Source organism: Sphingomonas sp. C3-2 (assembly GCF_033025475.1).
In the GTDB taxonomy this organism is placed as follows: Bacteria; Pseudomonadota; Alphaproteobacteria; order Sphingomonadales; family Sphingomonadaceae; genus Sphingobium_A.
Window position 1 is genome coordinate 952,505 of the sequence record NZ_CP130322.1, and the last position, 19,519, is coordinate 972,023.

At 66.0% G+C, this 19,519-nt stretch carries 17 protein-coding genes and 1 riboswitch; of the genes, 10 read left to right on the forward strand and 7 right to left on the reverse strand.

Annotation, left to right across the window (positions count from 1 at the left end; translation table 11 throughout):
* The first annotated feature begins 72 nt into the window (after nt 1-72).
* Nucleotides 73-2,001 carry a TonB-dependent receptor plug domain-containing protein gene (locus QYC26_RS04620; RefSeq protein ID WP_317514222.1) on the forward strand — a complete coding sequence of 643 codons (1,929 nt, stop codon included), beginning with the start codon at nt 73-75 and terminating at the stop codon, nt 1,999-2,001.
* A 70-nt stretch (nt 2,002-2,071) separates the two neighbouring features.
* On the opposite strand, the gene QYC26_RS04625 is transcribed toward QYC26_RS04620, so the two are convergent.
* The 4 genes from QYC26_RS04625 to QYC26_RS04640 form a co-directional block, all read right to left on the reverse strand.
* Entirely contained in the window at nt 2,072-2,494 is a 423-nt protein-coding gene (locus QYC26_RS04625; RefSeq protein ID WP_317514223.1) for a DUF983 domain-containing protein, read from the reverse strand.
* A gap of 131 nt (nt 2,495-2,625) precedes the next feature.
* On the reverse strand, nt 2,626-4,143 hold the full coding sequence (locus QYC26_RS04630; protein WP_317514224.1) for an aldehyde dehydrogenase family protein: 1,518 nt from the start codon (nt 4,141-4,143) through the stop codon (nt 2,626-2,628).
* Nucleotides 4,144-4,260: 117 nt separating this feature from the next.
* A complete protein-coding gene (locus tag QYC26_RS04635) occupies nt 4,261-5,019 on the reverse strand; it encodes an SDR family NAD(P)-dependent oxidoreductase (protein ID WP_317514225.1) in 759 nt (252 codons plus the stop codon).
* A 43-nt stretch (nt 5,020-5,062) separates the two neighbouring features.
* Nucleotides 5,063-5,863: an SDR family oxidoreductase gene (locus QYC26_RS04640; protein WP_317514226.1), complete on the reverse strand. Its 801-nt coding sequence runs from the start codon at nt 5,861-5,863 to the stop codon at nt 5,063-5,065.
* A 166-nt stretch (nt 5,864-6,029) separates the two neighbouring features.
* On the opposite strand from QYC26_RS04640, the gene QYC26_RS04645 reads away from it, so the two are divergent.
* Entirely contained in the window at nt 6,030-6,884 is an 855-nt protein-coding gene (locus QYC26_RS04645; RefSeq protein WP_317514227.1) for an SDR family NAD(P)-dependent oxidoreductase, read from the forward strand.
* Nucleotides 6,885-6,967: 83 nt separating this feature from the next.
* On the opposite strand, the gene QYC26_RS04650 is transcribed toward QYC26_RS04645, so the two are convergent.
* Nucleotides 6,968-8,455 (reverse strand): NAD(P)/FAD-dependent oxidoreductase, encoded by a 1,488-nt coding sequence (locus QYC26_RS04650; RefSeq protein WP_317514228.1) that lies wholly within the window; start codon nt 8,453-8,455, stop codon nt 6,968-6,970.
* A 141-nt stretch (nt 8,456-8,596) separates the two neighbouring features.
* On the opposite strand from QYC26_RS04650, the gene QYC26_RS04655 reads away from it, so the two are divergent.
* Nucleotides 8,597-9,004, forward strand: a complete 408-nt coding sequence (locus tag QYC26_RS04655) for a hypothetical protein (RefSeq protein ID WP_317514229.1) — start codon at nt 8,597-8,599, stop codon at nt 9,002-9,004.
* A gap of 3 nt (nt 9,005-9,007) precedes the next feature.
* On the opposite strand, the gene QYC26_RS04660 is transcribed toward QYC26_RS04655, so the two are convergent.
* A complete protein-coding gene (locus tag QYC26_RS04660) occupies nt 9,008-10,000 on the reverse strand; it encodes an alpha/beta hydrolase fold domain-containing protein (protein WP_317514230.1) in 993 nt (330 codons plus the stop codon).
* A 162-nt stretch (nt 10,001-10,162) separates the two neighbouring features.
* Here QYC26_RS04660 and QYC26_RS04665 point away from each other — a divergent pair, with 162 nt between their 5' ends.
* The 5 genes from QYC26_RS04665 to bluB all read left to right on the forward strand — a co-directional run bounded on the left by QYC26_RS04665 (nt 10,163) and on the right by bluB (nt 17,089).
* The gene (locus QYC26_RS04665) at nt 10,163-10,498 is read left to right on the forward strand and encodes a DMT family protein (RefSeq protein WP_317514231.1); all 336 of its coding nucleotides are present in this window, start codon (nt 10,163-10,165) and stop codon (nt 10,496-10,498) included.
* Between the two features lie 71 nt (nt 10,499-10,569).
* A riboswitch (cobalamin riboswitch) is annotated at nt 10,570-10,816 on the forward strand.
* Between the two features lie 251 nt (nt 10,817-11,067).
* Nucleotides 11,068-12,102, forward strand: a complete 1,035-nt coding sequence (gene cobW, locus QYC26_RS04670; RefSeq protein WP_317514232.1) for a cobalamin biosynthesis protein CobW — start codon at nt 11,068-11,070, stop codon at nt 12,100-12,102.
* On the forward strand, nt 12,102-15,833 hold the full coding sequence (gene cobN / locus QYC26_RS04675) for a cobaltochelatase subunit CobN (protein ID WP_317514233.1): 3,732 nt from the start codon (nt 12,102-12,104) through the stop codon (nt 15,831-15,833). The genes cobW and cobN overlap by 1 nt, the downstream gene beginning before the upstream one ends.
* Nucleotides 15,834-15,836: 3 nt before the next feature.
* Nucleotides 15,837-16,439, forward strand: a complete 603-nt coding sequence (gene cobO, locus QYC26_RS04680; RefSeq protein ID WP_317514234.1) for a cob(I)yrinic acid a,c-diamide adenosyltransferase — start codon at nt 15,837-15,839, stop codon at nt 16,437-16,439.
* Nucleotides 16,440-16,441: 2 nt separating this feature from the next.
* Nucleotides 16,442-17,089: a 5,6-dimethylbenzimidazole synthase gene (gene bluB, locus QYC26_RS04685; protein ID WP_317514235.1), complete on the forward strand. Its 648-nt coding sequence runs from the start codon at nt 16,442-16,444 to the stop codon at nt 17,087-17,089.
* Here bluB and QYC26_RS04690 read toward each other — a convergent pair.
* The gene (locus QYC26_RS04690; protein WP_317514236.1) at nt 17,076-17,933 is read right to left on the reverse strand and encodes an ABC transporter substrate-binding protein; all 858 of its coding nucleotides are present in this window, start codon (nt 17,931-17,933) and stop codon (nt 17,076-17,078) included. The genes bluB and QYC26_RS04690 overlap by 14 nt on opposite strands.
* Before the next feature lie 72 nt (nt 17,934-18,005).
* Here QYC26_RS04690 and QYC26_RS04695 point away from each other — a divergent pair, with 72 nt between their 5' ends.
* Together QYC26_RS04695 and QYC26_RS04700 are read left to right on the forward strand one after the other, a co-directional pair.
* The gene (locus QYC26_RS04695) at nt 18,006-19,016 is read left to right on the forward strand and encodes an iron ABC transporter permease (RefSeq protein ID WP_317514237.1); all 1,011 of its coding nucleotides are present in this window, start codon (nt 18,006-18,008) and stop codon (nt 19,014-19,016) included.
* A gap of 73 nt (nt 19,017-19,089) precedes the next feature.
* Complete coding sequence (locus tag QYC26_RS04700; protein ID WP_317514238.1) at nt 19,090-19,509, forward strand: OsmC family protein; 420 nt, start codon at nt 19,090-19,092, stop codon at nt 19,507-19,509.
* The last annotated feature ends 10 nt before the right edge of the window (nt 19,510-19,519 follow it).

A 19,519-nucleotide genomic window follows, 5' to 3' on the forward strand; every position in this document is an offset into this window, starting at 1 on the left:
GTCGTGCGTCGCCAGAGGCCCGATTCCGCCTGCTCCAGCCATGGCAACCAAGGGTTTATTGGGGTTTGCCATATGACGAAACGCATTTTGATGATTTCCGCCGCCGCGCTCGCGATACCATCCGCGCCGGCGCTTGCCGCGCCCGACGCGACGACGCTTTCGCCCGAAACGATCATCGTCACCGCAACGCGCACGCCGCTGTCGCTCGACCGGATCGCCGCATCGATCACCGTGCTCGACAAGCAGGCGATCGACCGCACGCAGGACATGGGCGTGACCGAATTGCTCGTCCGCACGCCCGGCATCTCGATGACGCGCAATGGCGGTTACGGCACATCGACCTCGCTGCGCATCCGCGGGGCGGAGACCGACCAGACCGTCGTCGTGATCGACGGGGTGAAGATCAACGACCCCTCCTCCCCCGGCGGCGGTTATAATTTCGGCAATATGCTGGTGGGCGATATCGACCGGATCGAGGTGCTGCGCGGGCCGCAATCGATCCTGTGGGGGAGCCAGGCAATTGGCGGCGTCGTCAACATCGTGACGGCAGCCCCCGAAGGGCCGCTGGGGGCGACGATCGACCTGGAGGCCGGATCGCGAGAGACGCTGAACGCGCGCGCAGGGATTGGCGGCACGACCGGGCCGGTGCGCTGGCGCGTTGGCGGCCATGCCTTCACCACCGACGGCATCTCCGTATTGAAGGACGGCAAGGAAGCCGACGGCTTTCGCAATGTCGGGCTCAACGGCCGCGTCGAAGTGGCGCTGGCGGATAATGTGAGCGCGGACCTGCGCGCCTATTGGTCGCGCGGGCGCGCCGACCTCGACGGGTTCGATCCGGTCAGCTTCCTTCCCGCCGACACCGCCGAATATGGCATTACCGACGAGTTTTCCGGCTATGCGGGCCTCAACGTCGCGCTGTTCAACGGCAAGCTCAAGAACCGGATCGGCTATGGCCGAACCGAGATCGACCGCGACAATTTCGATCCCGCGCTGGGCGGTGCCAAGACGTTCGAGGCCGAAGGCCGCAACGAACGCTTCGAATATCAGGGGACACTCGACATCGCGCAGGGCTGGTTCGCGACCTTTGGCGCGGAGCATGAGAAATCGCGCTTCCAGTCCGCTTCCCCGCCCTGGTCGAACGACGGCGGCAAGGCCGATATCACCAGTTTCTACGGCCAGCTTTCGGGCGAGGTGCTGAAGGGCCTCGTACTGAGCGGCGGCGTGCGCCATGACGATCACAGCAGCTTTGGTGGCAAGACGCTGTTCTCGGCGGGGGCGGCATGGTCGCTTGAAACCGGCACGATCCTGCGCGCCAGCTATGGCGAAGGCTTCAAGGCGCCGACCTTGTACCAGTTGCTTTCCGAATATGGGAATGCGGAGCTTGCCCCCGAACAGGCCAAGGGCTGGGAAGCGGGCGTGGAACAGCATCTGCTAGGCGATCGGCTGGTGCTGGGCGCGACCTGGTTCGAACGCAGCGCGCGCGACGAGATCGGCTATATGTCGTGCTTTGGCGTGAGCGGCGATCCGCTGTGCGTGGTGCCCGGCACGACGACCCCGCGTTTCGGCTATTACGCCAATATCGGCCGCACCAAGGCGCGCGGTGTCGAACTGGCGGCCGCCGCCAAGATCGCCGAACGGCTCGATTTCACCGGCAACTATACCTGGGTGGAGGCCGAGAACCGCACCGACGGCGCAACCTATGGCAAGTGGCTCAACCGCCGCCCGCGCCAGACCGCCAATGCGGCGATTACCTATTCCTGGCCGTTCGGGCTGGAAACGGGCGCGGCGCTGCGCTGGGCGGGCAAGTCCTATGACGATGTCCTGAACCAGGTGAAGCTCGACGATTACACGCTGGTCGACCTGCGCGCCGAAGTGACCGTGGCACCGCAGATGCGGCTGTTCGCCCGCGTCGAGAACCTGTTCGACGAACGGTATGAGACCGCCGCCAATTACGGAACGCTGGGGCGGAGCATCTATGCGGGCATCCGCGCCCGCTTCTAAAGGCATGATATCGGGGGCGGCGGTGCCAATGCATCGTCGCCCCGGCTCACTCCGGCGGCAAAGAGACCGACTAAGCTGGCGGCTGGCCGCCCTTATCCGCATCGGGTTTGATCAGCCTTGCCTCGCGCGCCTTGTAGAAGAACTGGCTGCAGACGAGCCAGCCCTTGAGCGGGCGGAGCGGCAGCGTGCAGGTGACCAGCAGGAAGGGCAGCGAGGTCACCAGGTGCACCCAGAAGGGCGGCGCCACAAAGATTTCGAGCAGCAGCGCGAAGGTGACAGCAGGGACGCAGCCGAAGCAGATGACGAAAAAGGCCGGACCATCGGCGGGATCGGCGAAAGCATAGCTGAGGCCGCAATGGTCGCACTTGTCGCGCAGCTTCAGAAAGCCGTCGAACAACGCCCCTTCCCCACAGCGCGGGCAGCGCCCGCGGATACCGGTGCGGACGGGATCGAGCCGCGGCCACTGGGTTGAATCGGGATTGGGATCGGTCATGGCGTTTTGCATCAGCTGAAAAGGGAAGGTCTGTGCCGGAGCATGGGTCCGGATGGGACGGATCGTCAAGCCGAACCGCCCCATCGGACAATTTGTCCAACCCATTGATCCTCGGCCCTTAACCCGGAAAATCAACCGATATCGAACTTCACCCCCTGCGCGAGCGGCAGATCGTTCGAATAATTGATCGTGTTGGTCGCGCGGCGCATATAGGCCTTCCACGTATCCGACCCCGAGGCGCGGCCCCCGCCGGTGGCCTTTTCACCGCCGAACGCGCCGCCGATTTCGGCGCCACTGGTGCCGATATTGACATTGGCGATGCCGCAATCGCTGCCCAGCGCCGACTGGAAAAGCTCCGCCTCGCGCAGATCGCGCGTGAACACTGCCGAGGACAGGCCCTGCGGCACGCCGTTCTGAAGCGCAATCGCCTGATCGAAATCGCTGTAGGAGATAACATAGAGGATGGGGGCGAAGGTTTCCGCGCGCACGATCTCGGTCTGCCCCGGCATTTCGACGAGCGCGGGACGGACATAGAAACAGCCATCGGGCCCGGCTGCGCGTTCGCCGCCCCAGACCGTGCCGCCCTGTTCGCGCGCCGCCGCCAGCGCTGCCTGCATCGCTGTGAACGCCGCCTCGTCGATAAGCGGGCCGACATGGTTTGCCTCGTCGAGCGGATCGCCGGTGACGAGCGAACCAAGCGCCGATTTAAGCCGCGCGACAAGATCGTCACGGATGCTGTCATGGACGATCAGGCGGCGCAGCGTGGTGCAGCGTTGCCCCGCCGTGCCCGCCGCCGAAAAGACGATGCCGCGCAGCGCGAGATCGAGATCGGCCGAGGGCGTGACGATCGCCGCGTTGTTGCCGCCGAGTTCAAGGATCGCGCGGCCGAAACGCCCCGCGACGCGCACCGCGACATCGCGGCCCATGCGCGTGCTGCCGGTGGCGCTGAGCACGGGGATGCGCGCATCCTCCGCCAGCAGGACGCCGAGATCGGCGCCGCCGATCAGCAGCTGCACCAGATGATCGGGCGCCTGACCGAATTCGGCCGCCGCGCGTTCGAAGAGCAGCGTGCAGGCGAGTGCTGTAAGCGGGGTCTTTTCAGACGGCTTCCACACCGCCGAATTGCCGCAGACGAGCGCGACCATCGTGCCCCAGGCCCAGACGGCGGCGGGAAAATTGAACGCGGTGATCTGGCCGAACACGCCCATGGGGTGCCAGGTTTCGAGCAGTTTGTGGCCGGGACGTTCGGTCGCGATCGACAGGCCGTGGAGCTGGCGCGAAAGCCCGGTGGCGAATTCGCATATGTCGATGACTTCCTGAACCTCGCCGCGCGCCTCGGTCAGGATCTTGCCGCATTCCATGCTGAGGAGGCGCGCGAGCGGTTCCTTGTAGGTGCGCAGCAGATCGCCGTAGAGACGCACAAGCTGGCCGCGCACCGGCGCGGGCACCGCGCGCCAGGCAAGAAACGCCGCCTGTGCCCGGGCGATCACGGCGTCGGCCTCAGCCATATCGGTGAGCGGAAGCCGGGCCAGTTCCTCCCCCGTGCCGGGCGAGACAGTGGGAAGCCCCGCGCCTGCGGGCGGCGCGTAGCGAAGGTTCATCTGTTCGAAAAGCGCAGCCACCGGCGCGCTGATGCGGTTTGCGGACATCGTGATTCCTGCAGGAAAGATTGTGTTGGCAACCATATTACCGGCAGCCAAAGCAGGAATACAACCGACCGCATCGGCGACGCGTACGCGGGCCACCCCCGCGCACGCGCCGGACGATCAGATCGCCGTCTGGCCGCCGTCCACGGTCAGGATCGTGCCGGTGGCGTTCACCGCGCCGGCGAGGAAGATGATGGCATCGGCCATTTCGGAAGGTTCCGACCCGCGCTGGGTGAGCGGGAAGAGCTTGTAAATCAGATCCATATCGGTGTCGGGACCGAAATCGCCGCCTTTCGACGTCATCGGCGTGATGACATGGCCGGGGCAGATCGCGTTCACGCGGACGCCCTTGCGCGAATATTCGGCGGCCATCGCCTTGGTAAGCCCGATGACGCCCGACTTGGACGCGCTGTACGCCGCGCCATAAGGCACGCCAACGAGCCCTGCGGTCGACGCGACGTTGACGATGCAGCCCTGGGTTTCGAGCAGGTGCGGCAGCGCGCGCTTGCTGAGGAAGAAGGGGCCGTTGAGATTGACCGAGAGCACCTTGAGCCAGGTTTCATCGGCAAAATTTTCGGTCGGGCCGTTAGCGAGGATGCCCGCGATGTTGCACAGGATATCGAGCTTGCCGAGCAGGCGAACGGCTTCGTTCACCAGATTGGTGCAGGAATCGGCATCCGACGCGTCGCAGACGACCGCGTGGACGGTGCGCCCATGCTGCGCGCTGAGCTTGGCAGCGGCTTCCGTGAGCCCCGCCTGATTGACGTCGGCGATGACGACATCGGCGCCCTTGGCCGCGAACTGATCCGCCGTTGCATAGCCGATGCCCGACGCGCCGCCGGTGACAAGTACGGCCTTACCCTTGAATTCCATGGTCATCCTCATTCGTTAACTGGATTGCGATTGATCGGTGGACGGGCGGTCAGCCCTTATCCTCGTCGGGCAGCTGGGGTGCCCAGGCGACGCCATTGATGTGCGAGCCGCCATCGACGAACAGCGTGTTGCCGGTCATGTAGCGGCAATCGTCGCTGGCGAGGAAGGCGACGACGGGGGCGATATCGTCGAGCGGATCGCCGACCCAGCCCATCGGATTCTGCCCCGCGACCAGCGCGGCCGCCTGCGGATTGGCCTGCTCGAAGCGCGCATAGGCCGCGCTTTTCGCGCCGGGGCAGACGATATTGGCGCAGATGCCGAACGGCGCCCATTCGCGCGCGGCGGTGCGAGTGAGCGCACGGAGCGCTTCCTTCCCGACATTATATTCGGCGGTATAGAGATGCGCGTTAACGCCGTTCAGCGAACACATGCTGACGATGCGGCCCCAACCACGTTCCTTCATCGACGGGAAGGCCCGCAGCATGGCCCAGTGCGCGGCGCTGACGCTCATCGTGAAGCCGCGCAGGAAATCCGCGTCGGTCTTGTCCTTCAGCCGCTTGGTCGTGCCGCCGCCCCAGGCGTTGTTCACGAGAATATCGGCGCTGCCGAACCGGGTGAGCGCGGAATCGACCATCGCCTCGACCTGATCGCGCTGGCTGACATCGGCGCGGCAGGGTTCGGCCTCGCCGCCCTGTGCGCGGATATGATCGGCCACGGCCTGTGCATTTTCGAAGTTGATATCGGCCACCAGCACACGGGCGCCTTCTTCGGCCAGACGGATGGCCACGCCCCGGCCGATCCCATCGCCAGCGCCGGTAACGACGGCGGCGCGCCCCTTGATTCCACGCATGGGCCTCTCCCCTCTATTTTGCGCGCAGGCTAGGCCCATCGACGTGGATGGCAAGAGGTTTGCGCAGTCAAAATCAAAAAAGGAAATGCGTTTGATAAAATCATGGCTAGTATCTTAGCGGAATGCGTTAGGGCGACACCAAAGCCCCCGAGGAGAGGATGATAGCATGAGGGATATCATAGCCGTTGTGACCGGCGCCAGCCGCGGCGCCGGCAAGGGAATTGCCGTTGCGCTGGGCGCTGCGGGCGCGCGGGTATATGTGACCGGCCGTTCGGTGGACGACACCGCCCTGCCCCTGCCCGGCACCGTCGGCGCGACCGCCGAGGCCGTGACGGCAGCAGGCGGCGAAGGCATTGCAGTGGCCGTGGACCACGGCGACGACGCCTCGGTGGCCGCGCTGTTCGAGCGGATCGAGAAGGAATGCGGCCGGATCGACATCCTTGTCCATTCGGCGACCGCGCTGTCGGACGATCTGGTGAAATCGGGCCCGTTCTGGGAAAAGTCCGACGATATGGTCGATATCCTCGATGTCGGCCTGCGTTCGGCCTATCAGGCGACGCGGATCGCGGCACCGCTGCTGCTCAAATCGAAGGCCGGGCTTGTCGTCGCGATCTCTTCGCCGGGCGCGCAGTGCTATATGCACGGCCCCGCTTATGGCGCGCAAAAGGCCGGGCTCGACAAGATGATGTTCGACATGGCGCGCGATTTCCGTCCGTTCGATGTGGCGTGCGTTTCGATCTGGCCGGGCCCGATGCGGACCGAACGCCTCGAAATCAGCGCGCGCGAACGCCCCGATGTGTACGGCGCGATGTTCGAAAATGCCGAGACCACCGAATTACAGGGCCATGTGATCGCGGCCGTCGCACAATCGGACAAGCGCATGGAGATGTCGGGCAACGCCTATTACACCGCCGATCTGGCGATGGAGTTCGGGATCACCGAGGCCGACGGCCGTCAGCCGCCCTCGTTTGCCACCATGCTGGGCGAACCGCACCGGTTCCACCCCGCTGTGATCGAATAGAACACGTCTGAAACCCCAAAGAAAAACGGGCCGGTCGTTTGATGCGACCGGCCCGTTTTCATTTCGGCATTACGCGCTCACGATCAGGCGTGGAGCAGATAATCCTCAAGCTTGGGGGCATCCATCGCCTCGGAAAAGGCTTCGTAGCTCCACGGCCAGCTGGCGGGAACGCCTTCTGCATCGAGATACCAGCTGGTGCAGCCCGAACCGAAGATCGTGCGCTTGGCCGCGTCGATCCGGCGCGCTTCATAGTCATCCATCGCCGCCTGGCTCGGCTCGACCGCGCGGTGCGTGCCGCTGCGCAGCTGATCGATCAGTTGATCGACATAGCCCCATTGGCGCTCGGCGATATCGATGAGCGAGAAGTTGCCGACCGGACCGGTGGGGCCATTGAGCATGAAGAAGTTCGGGAAGCCGGGAATGCTGACCGCGAGATAGGCGGTCGGACGACGGCTCCATGCATCGTCGAGCGACGCGCCCGCGCGGCCCGTGACGGTGGCCGGGCGGATGAAGCGATCGGCATGGAAGCCGGTGGCGAGCACGAGGATGTCGAGTTCGTGGAAGCTGCCATCCTTCATGCGGACGCCGTTCGGCTCGACCCGTTCGATGCCGCCGGTTTCGACGAAGACCGAGGGATGCTGGACCGCGTCGTAATAGCTCCACGAATAGATGAGCCGCTTGCACGCCGCGCGGTAATTGGGGCGCAGCTTTTCGCGCAGTTCGGGATCGCGGATGCTGTCTTCCAGATTGCGCAGGACGACCGCTTCGATTTCCTTCATTTCGGGGCCGTCGACATCGGTGACCGCCTTGGTGAAGCGGCGGATGCCCGACCAGTAATCGTCGCCATAACGGATATCGTCGATCTTCTGGACATCGTCGCGGAAGGCCTGACGATCCTCGTCGCTATATTCGAAATAGGGGACGGGCATGATCCATTGCGGCGAGCGCTGGAAATGGACGACGCGTTCGGAATGCCCCGAAAGCGCGGTGACGATCTGGATACCGGTCGATCCGCAGCCGATGACGCCGACGCGCTTGCCCGCGGTTTCGACGCTGTCGTCCCAGCGCGCGCTGTGGAGGCAGGTGCCTTCAAAGCTGTCGAGCCCGGCGATATCGGGATATTTGGGGTGATGGAGCACGCCCGAGGCGGCGATCACGACATCGACGACATGCTTTGAGCCGTCGACGATCGTCACTTCCCACTGGTGGGTGGCATCGTCATAGACGCAGCCGACGACTTCGCTGTTGTAGCGGATGTGCGGGACCACACCATATTGTTCGGCGACGCCGTTGAAATAGCCACGGATTTCGGGGCCGGTGGCGTAAAAGGCGCTCCATTCGGGATTGGGCGCAAAGCTGTATGTATAGGCATGCGCCGGCACGTCGCAGGTGAGGCCGGGATAGTGATTGTCGCGCCAGGTGCCGCCAAGGCCATCACCCTTTTCAAAGATGACGAAATCGGTTTCGCCACGTTCCTTGAGACGGATACCCGCGAGGATACCGGCCATGCCCGCACCGATCACCGCGTAGCGCAGCTTCTTGCCGTTTTCCGTTGCCGCCATTGCAGTCATTTCCACTCCGTTCCTGCTGCCGCTCCCACCGGAGCGGTTGATGGTGACAGACTAGGCCGCGACTCACCCCGGCGCTTCATCCATCCGGATTAGATCGTTGCGAAAGGCGACAGCGACGACCGCGCATGATATCCAGCCGCGATGAGCAAGAGGTTTGCATGGACGGCCGCAGCGGCGATGGCCCTTATTACGCCGCCCCAAATTGCATGGGCGCAGGATGCCCCCGGCGCCGTGCCCCCGGACGCGGAGGCCGGCGTGGCGGGCCATTATTATCTGACCGGGATGATGGAAACCGGATCGGAACTGCTGTTGCAGCCCGACGGCGTTTTCAAATGGTATCTGGTCGTCGGCGCGCTCGACCTGCTGGCCGAGGGGCGCTGGACCGCCAAGGGCGAAGTGGTGACGCTGATCGTCGAGCAGCAACAGACCAACAACCCGGAAACACCAGTGCCATTCGAGCAGCTGGTGCTGACGCGCGATGCCGAGGACGGTGCGCTCGTCCCCGGCGAACCGCTGCGCGGCCGGTATGTGAAGGCGCGCGCGGACTGAGCCTCAGCCGCCCCAGTGCGCGGCCACGAACCGGCTGACTTCGGCGGCCAGCTCCATATCCTCGGGCGCGCCCATGAAGCCGCCATGGGGCATCCCTTCGAAAATATGGAGTTCGGCCGGCACGCCCGCGCGGCGGAGCGCACGGTGCATGCGCACCGTGTTGGAGAGGAAGAGATCGCGCGTTCCTGCCTGCAGGAAGCTGGGCGGAAACCCCTTGGAGAAATCGCCGAACAGCGGCGAGAGATAGGGGTGCTCCAGCGGATGGCCCGCCGCATAGAGCCGGTTCAGCGGCAGGAGCGGCTTGGGCAGGATAACGTCGAAGGTGCGATTGGTTTCGAACGTATCGCCGGATTCGGTGAGATCGAGTTCGGGGGTGAGCAGCACGAGCGCGGCAGGCAGCGGCAGCCCCTCGTCCCGCGCGCGCAGCGCAGTGGCAGCCGCAAGATTGCCACCCGCCGACGCGCCGCCGATGATGATGTTTTCAGGGGCATAACGATCGAGCAGCGCGCGGTAGGCGGCGAGGCAATCGTCGAGCGCGGCGGGATAGGGATGTTCGGGCGGCATCCGGTAATCGACGGCATAACAGCGCACGCCGTGCTGGTCCGCGCGCATCTGCGCGCCGAGCAGGCAGGATTCGCCGGCGCCGTAAACGAGGCCGCCGCCATGGATATCGAGATAGGCACGGTCGTCCGCCCCGGCGCCTTCGGGCGTGGCCGCATAGACCGTGGCGCCGCCCAGCGAGATCGTCTCTACGCTTGCGCGCAGATAGGGCCGCGCGGGGGCCATCATGTCGAGGATCACCCCGTCGACCCGCGCCTTCATCGCCGCCCAGCCGACAAGATCGTCGGGTGCTGGCACATCATCGACAAGGTTCAGTGTCTTGCCATCGGGATTGACGCGCGCCGCGAGGCTGGCCTGCGCCTCGGCACTGATCGACTGCGGGAAGGGAACCAGCCTTGCCTCCACCCGCACGCCGCGCATTTCCTGATCCGCCATCCTGCCCTCTCCTGAAAACTTATCCACAGCCACGCTAGGCGGACGATAGCGGATGGCAAGACCCGCAAATGGCGATGAGCGCACCGGACAAAAAATGCGCTGTCCCGTCAGACGTGCCGATGGCTTCTGGCGCTCGGGCCGGTGGATGGGCATAGGGCGACCATGCCGACGATCGCCCTTCTCATCGCATCCAACCTGTTCATGACGATTGCCTGGTACTGGCATCTGAAAGGCGGGATGAACAAGGCCCTGCCGCTGGTGATCGCCATCAGTTGGGGCATCGCGCTGTTCGAATATTGCCTTGCCGTGCCCGCCAACCGCATCGGTTATTCGAGCGGGTGGAGCGCGGGGCAGTTGAAGGTAGCGCAGGAAGCGATCGCGCTGATCATATTTGGCGGGTTCATGGTGACGGTGCTGGGTGAACCGATCAGCTGGCGGCATCTGGCGGCCTTTGCCTGCATCATGGCGGCGGTGGGTTTTCTTTTCATCGGCAAATGATCCGCCGATGCGCGGCTTGGCTTGATCGCCGAATTGGCATAGAGCCGCAGGCGGAGGCCGGGCCCGCCCGTCCCCCAACAGATCGCGCCGGTGCCCGAAAGGGCTTAATTTGGGAACGCGGTGCGGATGGCCAGGGCCATCCAAATCCGAGGCTGTCCCTGCAACTGTAAGCGGCGAGCGCGATGCAAAAGGCCGGCCTTCCGACACGAAGGCGCGGCAGCCACTGGGCCGGACGCTAAACCATGCGAGGCCTGGGAAGGCTGTGCATCAAGCGATGACCCGCGAGCCAGGAGACCTGCCAGCGCACCGGTCGCTCTTGCCCTGACCCAGGGGATGGTCATGGCACGGTCAACTCTCCGTCTGAGCGACGAAGCCATGCGGCTGGGGTCGCATCGGTGCCGGCAACGGGCGCGTGCGCCCGCCCGTCGTCGCGCGCCGACCGCTGGCGCGTGGGCATATCCGCCCGCGCACCGCCGGATGCCCCGCCGCCCCTGACGTTGCTCTGGCGCGGAGACGAAGATGAAGACGAACACCGCATTGCCCTGCCCCCGCATTCCGGGAGCACAAGGATGAGCAAGATCCCCGCAACCGTGATCACCGGGTTTCTGGGCGCCGGAAAGACCACGCTGATCCGCCATCTGCTGCAAAATGCCGGCGGCCGCCGGCTTGCCATCGTGATCAACGAATTCGGCGATGTCGGCGTGGATGCCGATCTGGTGAAGGGATGCAACGACGCCGCCTGCCCCGAGGAAGATATTCTGGAGCTGGCCAATGGCTGCATCTGCTGCACCGTGGCGGACGATTTCCTGCCGACGATGCAGAAGCTGCTCGACCGCCCCGAACCGCCCGAGCACATCATCATCGAGACATCGGGGCTGGCGCTGCCCAAGCCGCTGATCAAGGCGTTTCAATGGCCCGACATCCGCACCCGCGCGACCGTCGACGGCGTGATTGCGCTCATCGACGCCGATGCGGTGGCCGCGGGCCGGTTTGCGAGCGACGAGGAAGCGCTGGCCGCCGCGCGCGCGGCCGACCCGACGCTGGACCATGACAGCCCGCTTGAGGAACTGTTCGAGGACCAGCTGGCCTGTGCCGATCTCGTCATTTTGAACAAGTCCGATCTCGTGGCGCCCGAACGGCTGGCCGAGATCGACGCCAAGATCGCGGCCGAAACGCGCACCGGCGTGAAACGCGTCCATGCAGCGCACGGCGCGGTGGACCCGGCGGTGCTGCTGGGGCTGTTTGCCGGCGCCGAGGATGATCTCGACGCCCGCCCCTCGCACCATGACAGCGAGCCCGATCACGACCACGACGATTTCGACAGCTTTGTCGTGACGGGGGGTGCGGTAACCGATCTCGACGCCTTGCTGAACGCGATTTCGGCGCAGATCGAGACCCATGACATTTTGCGCGTGAAGGGCATGGTGGCGCTGGCGGACAAGCCCGCGCGGCTGGTGGTGCAGGCAGTGGGCCCGCGCATCCAGCATCATTTCGACCGTCGCTGGACCGAGGATGAGCCACGCGTGACGCAGTTGGTGGTGATCGGCCAGCAGCCGCTGGCGCGCGCGGCGATTGCCGAGGCGCTTGCGAAGGCGATCGGCTGATGCACCTGCTGTCGGCAACGCCGGGAACCATCGCGAATGGCGAGGAGGCGATCGACCTTGGCCAATCGCCCGGCGACATCGTGATCCTGACCGTTGCCGACAGCGAGCTGGCCTGTTTCGCACGCGCCGCCGAGGCGCTGGGCGATGACGCCCCGAGCATCCGGCTGGCCAATTTGTTGCAGCTGAAGCATCCCTATTCGGTCGACCTTTATGTCGAGCAGGTGATCGCGCAGGCGAAATTCGTGTGCGTCGTGCTGCTCGGCGGCAAGACCTATTGGCCGTACGGGATCGACGAGATCGCACGGACGGCACGCGACAAGGGGATTGCGCTGGCCGCATTGTCCGACGGGCAGGAACAGGACCCCGAACTGGCGCGCGCGTCGACGCTGCCCGCCGAAACGTGCGAGAAGCTGCGCGATTATCTGCGCCAGGGCGGGAGCGCCAATGCGCTGTCCTTCCTGCGCGCCGCCACCAGGCTGATCGGGCAAGATGCGGGCCCGCCCGACGATCCGGTGCCGGTGGCCGATGCCGGGCTGTATCTGAAAGGCCGCGAGCGCCCGGTGCTGGGCGATGTGCGGGCACGCTGGATCGCAGGCCAGCCGACCGCGCTGATCGTGTTCTACCGCGCGCTGATGATCGCCGGGACGCTGGATGCCGTCGATGCGATGGTGGCGGCGTTCGAGGCCGAGGGGCTGAACGTCGTTGCCGTCCATGTCCGCGCACTGCGCGATCCCTATGCGATGGACTGGCTGGCTGCGCTGATCGACGAGACCGCGCCCGACGTGATCGTCAACACGACCTGCTTTGCCGCATCGTCGGGCGGCGAGGCACGGATTGCATCGGTGCTGGAGCGCGCCGACTGCCCGATCCTGCAGGCGGTGTTCGCCGGTGTGGAGGAGGAAAGCTGGCGCGACAGCGCACGCGGGCTGGGCCCCCGCGATCTGGCGATGAACATCGCGCTGCCCGAGGTGGACGGCCGGATATTCAGCCGCGCGGTGGCGTTCAAGGCGGCCGAACGTTTCGACACGCGCACCGAATGCGGGATCGTGGTGCCGCGCGTGCTGCCCGACCGGATCGCCTTTACCGCCAAACTGACGGCGAACTGGGCAAGGCTGCGGCGGACAGCGCCCGCGGCACGGCGCGTGGCCTTGGTGCTGGCGAATTACCCCAATCGCGACGGGCGAATCGCCAATGGTGTGGGGCTCGACACGCCCGCGAGCACGGCGGCGATACTCGCGGCGCTTGGCGATGCCGGTTATGACGTGGACGGGCACCCCGCCGATGCGGCAGCGCTGATGCGGCTGATCACCGACAGCGTGACCAACGACCTTGCCTCCCCCGACCGCGCGGGCGGCGCCTTTCTGCCGCTGGACAGTTACCGCGCGGCATTTGCCGAATTGCCCGAGACGGCGCGCACCGCGATCACCGCGCGCTGGGGGACGCCCGAGGACGATCCGCATGTGCGCGGCGACGGCTTTCGCCTCGGCATCCACTGCTTTGGGAATATCGCGATCGGGGTGCAGCCGGCGCGCGGCTATCATATCGATCCCAAGCAAAGCTATCACGACCCAGCCTTGCCCCCGCCGCACGCCTATCTGGCGTTTCACATCTGGCTGGAACGCGTGTTCGCCGCGCAGGCGGTGGTGCATGTCGGCAAGCACGGCAACCTCGAATGGCTGCCGGGCAAGGCGGTTTCGCTGTCGGACAGCTGCTTTCCCGAAATCTGCGCCGGGCCGGTGCCGCAGCTTTACCCCTTCATCGTCAACGACCCCGGCGAGGGCACGCAGGCCAAGCGGCGGATCGGCGCGGTCATCATCGATCACCTGACCCCGCCGCTGACGCGCGCCGAAAGCTATGGCCCGCTGAAACAGCTCGAGGCGCTGGTCGACGAATATTATCTGGCGGCGGGGATGGACCCGCGCCGGCTGGAACGGCTGAAGCGCGAGATACTCGATCTGGCGCATGGACAGGGTCTGGCGAGCGATGCCGGGGCCGAAGGCGATGGCGACGACGCGCTGGCAGCAATCGACAATTATCTGTGCGAGCTGAAGGAAATGCAGATCCGCGACGGGCTGCATATCTTTACCCAGTCCCCCGAAGGGCGGTTGCGGCGCGATCTGCTGGTGGCGCTGGCGCGCACCCCGCGCGGCTATGCGCATGACGGCGAAAAATCGCTGCTCCGCGCGCTGGCCGACGATCTGGCGCTGGGGTTCGACCCGCTCGACTGCCGGATGGGCGATGCGTGGACGGGGCCCCGCCCCGCCCTGTTGGCGGCGCTGACCGACGACCTCTGGCGCAACCACGGCGACACGGTGGAGCGGCTGGAAATGCTGGCGGCAGCACTGGTGGACGGCGGCGACGCCCCCGGCCCGGCGAGCTGCGCCGTTATGGCCGATATGCGCGAACGGCTGATGCCCAAGGTGGACGAGTGCGGCGGCGCCGAACGGGCCGCGCTTATCGCCGGGCTCGACGGTCGGTTCGTGCTGCCCGGCCCGTCGGGCGCGCCGACGCGCGGGCGGCCCGATGTGCTGCCGACGGGGCGCAATTTCTATTCGGTCGACACCCGCGCCATCCCCACCGCCACGGCATGGGATCTGGGGTTTCGATCGGCGCAGCTGCTGGTGGAGGATTATCTGCAGCGCGAGGGCGAATATCCACGCGCGATGGCGGTTTCGGCCTGGGGCACCGCGAATATGCGCACCGGCGGCGACGATATCGCGCAGGCGCTGGCGCTGATGGGCGTGCGGCCGCGCTGGGACTGGTCGTCGGGCCGGGTGACAGGGTTCGAGATCATGACGCTGGCCGAGCTCGGCCGCCCGCGCGTGGACGTGACCTTTCGTGTTTCGGGCTTTTTCCGTGACGCCTTTCCCGAGCAGATCGACCTGATCGACAGCGCCGCGCGCATGGTGATGGAGCTGGACGAGCCCGAGGAAGACAATCCCGCCGCCGCGCGCCGTCGCGCCGAAGCCACCGACATGGTTGCTGATGGAGCAAGCGAAGCGGAGGCGCTTCGCCGCGCGGGCACCCGCGTCTTCGGATCGAAGCCCGGCGCCTATGGCGCGGGGCTGCAGGCGATGATCGACGAGAAGCTGTGGCACAACCGCGCCGATCTGGCCGAGATCTATCTGGACTGGGGCGGCTATGCCTATGGCGGCGGGATCGAGGGCGACGGCGCGCGCGCGCTGTTCGCCGAACGACTGACACGCACCGACGCGATCGTCCAGAACCAGGACAATCGCGAGCACGACCTGCTCGACAGCGACGATTATTATCAGTTCGAAGGTGGGATCGCCGCCGCTGTCGAGCATCTGTCGGGCCGCAAGCCGCGCGCCTATCACAACGACCATAGCCGCCCCGAACGCCCCGTGATCCGCACGCTCGAAGACGAGATCGGCCGGGTGGTACGCGCCCGCGTGACCAACCCCAAATGGATCGCAGGGGTAATGCGCCACGGCTATAAGGGCGCGTTCGAGATCGCCGCGAGCGTCGATTATCTGTTCGGCTTTGCCGCGACGACCCAGGCGGTGCGCGACCATCATTTCGACGCCGTCCACGCCGCCTTTATCGAGGATGAGACGGTGCGCGCCTTCATGGCCGAAGCCAACCCCGCCGCGCTGCGCGAAACCGCCGCGCGCCTGAACGAGGCGCTGGAGCGCGGCCTGTGGAAACCCCGATCGAACAGCGCGGCCATGATGCTGGCCGCCATTGCCCACCCCGCAAAAGGAGCCTGAACCATGGAACGGACCGACGAACAGCACGCCGCGAAGATGAAGAAGAAGCAGGCCGCGCACGACAAGATCATGGCCAGCAAGACGGTGGAGAAAGATCTGCTGATCGTCCACACCGGCAAGGGCAAGGGCAAGACCACGGCGGCGCTTGGCATGGTGGTCCGCGCGATCGGACACGGCAAGAAGGTGGGTGTCGTCCAGTTCGTGAAGGGCGCGATGGCGACCGGCGAGAAGGCGGTGTTCGATGCCTTTCCCGACGCCGTCGAATTCAAGCCAATGGGCGAAGGCTTCACCTGGGACACGCAGGACCGCGCGCGCGATATCGCGGTGGCGCGCACCGCCTGGGACGAGGTGAAGCGGATGATCGCCGACCCCGCCTATCAGATGGTGCTGGCGGACGAGCTGAACATCATCCTGCGCTATGACTATCTGCCGCTGGACGAGGTGCTCACGGTGCTGACCGAGCGCCCGGCGGGCAAGCATGTGATCGTCACCGGCCGCAACGCGCCCGAGGCGCTCATCGAAGCGGCCGATCTGGTGACCGAGATGACGCTGGTAAAGCACCCCTTCCGTTCGGGCGTGAAGGCGCAGCCGGGAATCGAATTCTGACGATGACGCCCGGTGCGCCCCGTTTCGACACAGCGTTTCAGGAACAGCTGGACGCGCTGTTCGCCTGGCGGCGCGACGTGCGCCATTTTCGGACCGATCCGCTGGACGAGGCGGAGATCGCCCATCTGCTGGAAACCGCGCACCGGGCACCGTCAGTGGGCAATTCGCAGCCGTGGCGCTTTGTGCGCATCCGCACGCCCGCGCTACGCGAAGCGCTGGCCGCGCATGTCGATGCCGAAAGCGCGCGCGCGGGTGCGCGTTATGTCGAGGACGCGCGCCGGGCGGCCTATCATGCGCTGAAGCTGCACGGCCTGCGCGAGGCGCCGGAAATCATCGCGGTGTTCAGCGACGACGCAACGCCCGCCGGCCATGGGCTGGGCGCCGCGACCATGCCCGAGATGCGTGCTTATTCGACCGTGCTGGCCATCCACACCTTGTGGCTGGCCGCACGGGCACGCGGGCTGGCGCTGGGCTGGGTATCGATCGTCGACCCCGATCACATCAAGGCGTTGCTGGAGGGGCCACCGGCATGGCGGCTGATCGCGCTCTTGTGCATCGGCTATCCCGAGGTGCCTTCCGACACGCCCGAACTCGAAACCCGCGGCTGGCAGGCGCGCGGGAACTGGCGCGCCAATGTCAGCGTGCGTTGAGCTGGTGCGCGAGGCTTTGCGCGGCGCGGACATAAGCGGGGCCGCCACAGACCGTCCATGCCTGAGGCAAGCTGATCCGGGGGACGCGGGCGAGCGCCGGGTGGTGCAGCATTTCCGTCCCCTGATCGCTGACCCGCGCGGTCGCGCTTTCGACGATCAGATAATCGGGGCGGGCGGCGACAAGTTCCTCGATCGACAGCTGGCTGACCGCCGGGCGCTGCATCCTTGCCGCGAGATTGATGAGCCCCGCGCGCGTCATCAGATCGTCGACGAGCGTGCCCGTGCCGGTCAGGAAACCGCGCCGCTGATAATAGGCGGCAACCGTGCCGGGTTTGGCCCTGGGCAGCGCCGCAAGCTCGCGGTTCATGGCCGCGATCAACGCCTCGCCGCGCCGGGGATGGCCGACAGCCGCCGCCACCTCGCGGATCTGCGCGACGATATCGTCGTACTTCTCGGCCGAGCGGAGGCGCAGCGTGGGATAATCATGCGGCGCGATCGCCGCCATCAGCCCGGCCCGGCGCGACGCACTGCCGATCACCAGATCGGGGCGGATGGCGATCACCTCTTCGGCGGACTCGCCCAGAATCCGCAGGCCGCGCGCCTTGTCCGCCGCAGCCGACATTTCGGGATTTCCAGCATTGTGGGTGAGCCCCGCAATCTGATCGCGATCGGCCAGCGCGAGCAGATACTGATCGGCGCACAGGTTGAGCGACACGATTTTCTGCGGCCGCGCAGAGACCGGGGACGGCGATGATGCGGATACCCCGACAACGGCCCCCGTCGCGGCGAGGCCCAGCAGGGCAGTCAGCGCGAGCGCGCAGGAACGGAAGGTCAAGGCGGCCATAGCGGCCAACCCCTAGCAGCAAGCACCCGGGACACAAGCGTGACGGGCAGATCGATCGAATACGAGGTTGCAATGCAGTTTTCACAACGGCCTGCGCGCCGGATTTCCCTCCTCGCCAGCGGGTTGCTGGTGTTACTTGCCGCCGCCGCGATGGCATCGTTGCTCTACGGCCCCGTCCCCATCGGGATCGAGCGGACGCTGGCGAGCCTTGCCGGACGCGGCGACGATATTGCCGAGTCGATCGTCGTGGACCTGCGCCTGCCCCGCACGATCCTGGGCCTGGCCGTGGGCGCGATGCTGGGTGCGGCGGGCGCCGCGCTGCAGGGCTATCTGCGCAACCCGCTGGCCGAGCCATCGGTGCTGGGCGCATCGAACGCGGCGGCGCTGGGGGCGGTGATCGCGCTCTATTTCGGGCTGGCCGAATGGCATCCGGCCGCGCTGCCGCTGATGGCGATCGCGACCGGGCTGGGATCGCTCATCCTGCTCTTCGCGTTGACCGGGCGGGCGGAAAGCCCGCTCAGCCTGATCCTTGGCGGCATCGCGGTATCGACGCTGGCGGGGGCGGCGATCAGCCTTGCGCTCAACCTGTCGCCCAATCCCTTTGCGGCGATGGAGATCATGACCTGGCTGCTCGGATCGCTTGAGAATCGTTCGATCACCCATCTGTGGATCGCGCTGCCCTGCATCGGCATCGGGCTGGCGCTGCTTTTTGTCGATGGCCGGGCGCTTGATGCGCTGACTTTGGGCGACGACAGTGCACGCGCGCTGGGCAACGACCTGAAACGCACGCGGATGCGGCTGATGCTGGGCATCGCGATCGGGGTGGGCGGCGCGGTGGCGGTATCGGGCGCGATCGGCTTTGTCGGGTTGATCGTTCCGCATCTGATCCGCCCCTTTACCGACCGGCGGCCATCATCGCTGATCCTGCCATCGGCACTGGGCGGCGCGGCGCTGCTGACGCTGGCGGATGTGGGGGTGCGGATGATCCCATCGACCAACGAGCTGAAGCTGGGCGTCGTCACCGCGTTTCTGGGCGTTCCCGTGTTCTTCGCGCAACTGATCCGCGAAAGGCGGGTCTGGTGACCGGTTGACCCCGCAGGCAAAGCGCGGAAAAATGGCCTTCCAGACTATCGATCAGCAATCAAGAGGACGAGCAATGGCTGACGGCATCGAGGCGCGGGTTTCCGAAAGCGGCGAAAGCCCCTTTGCGGTGCGCATCGCGGTATGCGGCCATGAGCTTGTCGGCGACGAACCCACCGCCGATGGCGGCGCCGATCTTGGCCCCTCCCCCTATCAGCTGCTGACCTCGGCTCTCGGCGAATGCACGGTGATGACGGTGCGCTGGTTCGCGCGGCAGAAGGACTGGCCCGTCGAGCATATCGCGGCGCATGTGACCCATACGAAGATGGAGGTCGAAGGACGCTCCGGCCAGACCGATGTGTTCCACAAGACCGTGTTCATCAAGGGTGACAAGCTGACCCCCGAACAGCGCACAAGGCTGATCGACGTCGCCGCCAAATGCCCCGTCCAGCGCACGCTGGAAAGCGGATCGGTGATCGAAACCCACGCGGGCTGATCCGCCCCGT

Bases quoted from the DNA above. Each gene is read 5' to 3' on its own strand.
- QYC26_RS04620 (WP_317514222.1), top strand. From the start codon at position 73: ATGACGAAACGCATTTTGATGATTTCCGCCGCCGCGCTCGCGATACCA.
- QYC26_RS04625 (WP_317514223.1), bottom strand. From the start codon at position 2,494: ATGACCGATCCCAATCCCGATTCAACCCAGTGGCCGCGGCTCGATCCC.
- QYC26_RS04630 (WP_317514224.1), bottom strand. From the start codon at position 4,143: ATGTCCGCAAACCGCATCAGCGCGCCGGTGGCTGCGCTTTTCGAACAG.
- QYC26_RS04635 (WP_317514225.1), bottom strand. From the start codon at position 5,019: ATGACCATGGAATTCAAGGGTAAGGCCGTACTTGTCACCGGCGGCGCG.
- QYC26_RS04640 (WP_317514226.1), bottom strand. From the start codon at position 5,863: ATGCGTGGAATCAAGGGGCGCGCCGCCGTCGTTACCGGCGCTGGCGAT.
- QYC26_RS04645 (WP_317514227.1), top strand. From the start codon at position 6,030: ATGAGGGATATCATAGCCGTTGTGACCGGCGCCAGCCGCGGCGCCGGC.
- QYC26_RS04650 (WP_317514228.1), bottom strand. From the start codon at position 8,455: ATGACTGCAATGGCGGCAACGGAAAACGGCAAGAAGCTGCGCTACGCG.
- QYC26_RS04655 (WP_317514229.1), top strand. From the start codon at position 8,597: ATGAGCAAGAGGTTTGCATGGACGGCCGCAGCGGCGATGGCCCTTATT.
- QYC26_RS04660 (WP_317514230.1), bottom strand. From the start codon at position 10,000: ATGGCGGATCAGGAAATGCGCGGCGTGCGGGTGGAGGCAAGGCTGGTT.
- QYC26_RS04665 (WP_317514231.1), top strand. From the start codon at position 10,163: ATGCCGACGATCGCCCTTCTCATCGCATCCAACCTGTTCATGACGATT.
- cobW (WP_317514232.1), top strand. From the start codon at position 11,068: ATGAGCAAGATCCCCGCAACCGTGATCACCGGGTTTCTGGGCGCCGGA.
- cobN (WP_317514233.1), top strand. From the start codon at position 12,102: ATGCACCTGCTGTCGGCAACGCCGGGAACCATCGCGAATGGCGAGGAG.
- cobO (WP_317514234.1), top strand. From the start codon at position 15,837: ATGGAACGGACCGACGAACAGCACGCCGCGAAGATGAAGAAGAAGCAG.
- bluB (WP_317514235.1), top strand. From the start codon at position 16,442: ATGACGCCCGGTGCGCCCCGTTTCGACACAGCGTTTCAGGAACAGCTG.
- QYC26_RS04690 (WP_317514236.1), bottom strand. From the start codon at position 17,933: ATGGCCGCCTTGACCTTCCGTTCCTGCGCGCTCGCGCTGACTGCCCTG.
- QYC26_RS04695 (WP_317514237.1), top strand. From the start codon at position 18,006: ATGCAGTTTTCACAACGGCCTGCGCGCCGGATTTCCCTCCTCGCCAGC.
- QYC26_RS04700 (WP_317514238.1), top strand. From the start codon at position 19,090: ATGGCTGACGGCATCGAGGCGCGGGTTTCCGAAAGCGGCGAAAGCCCC.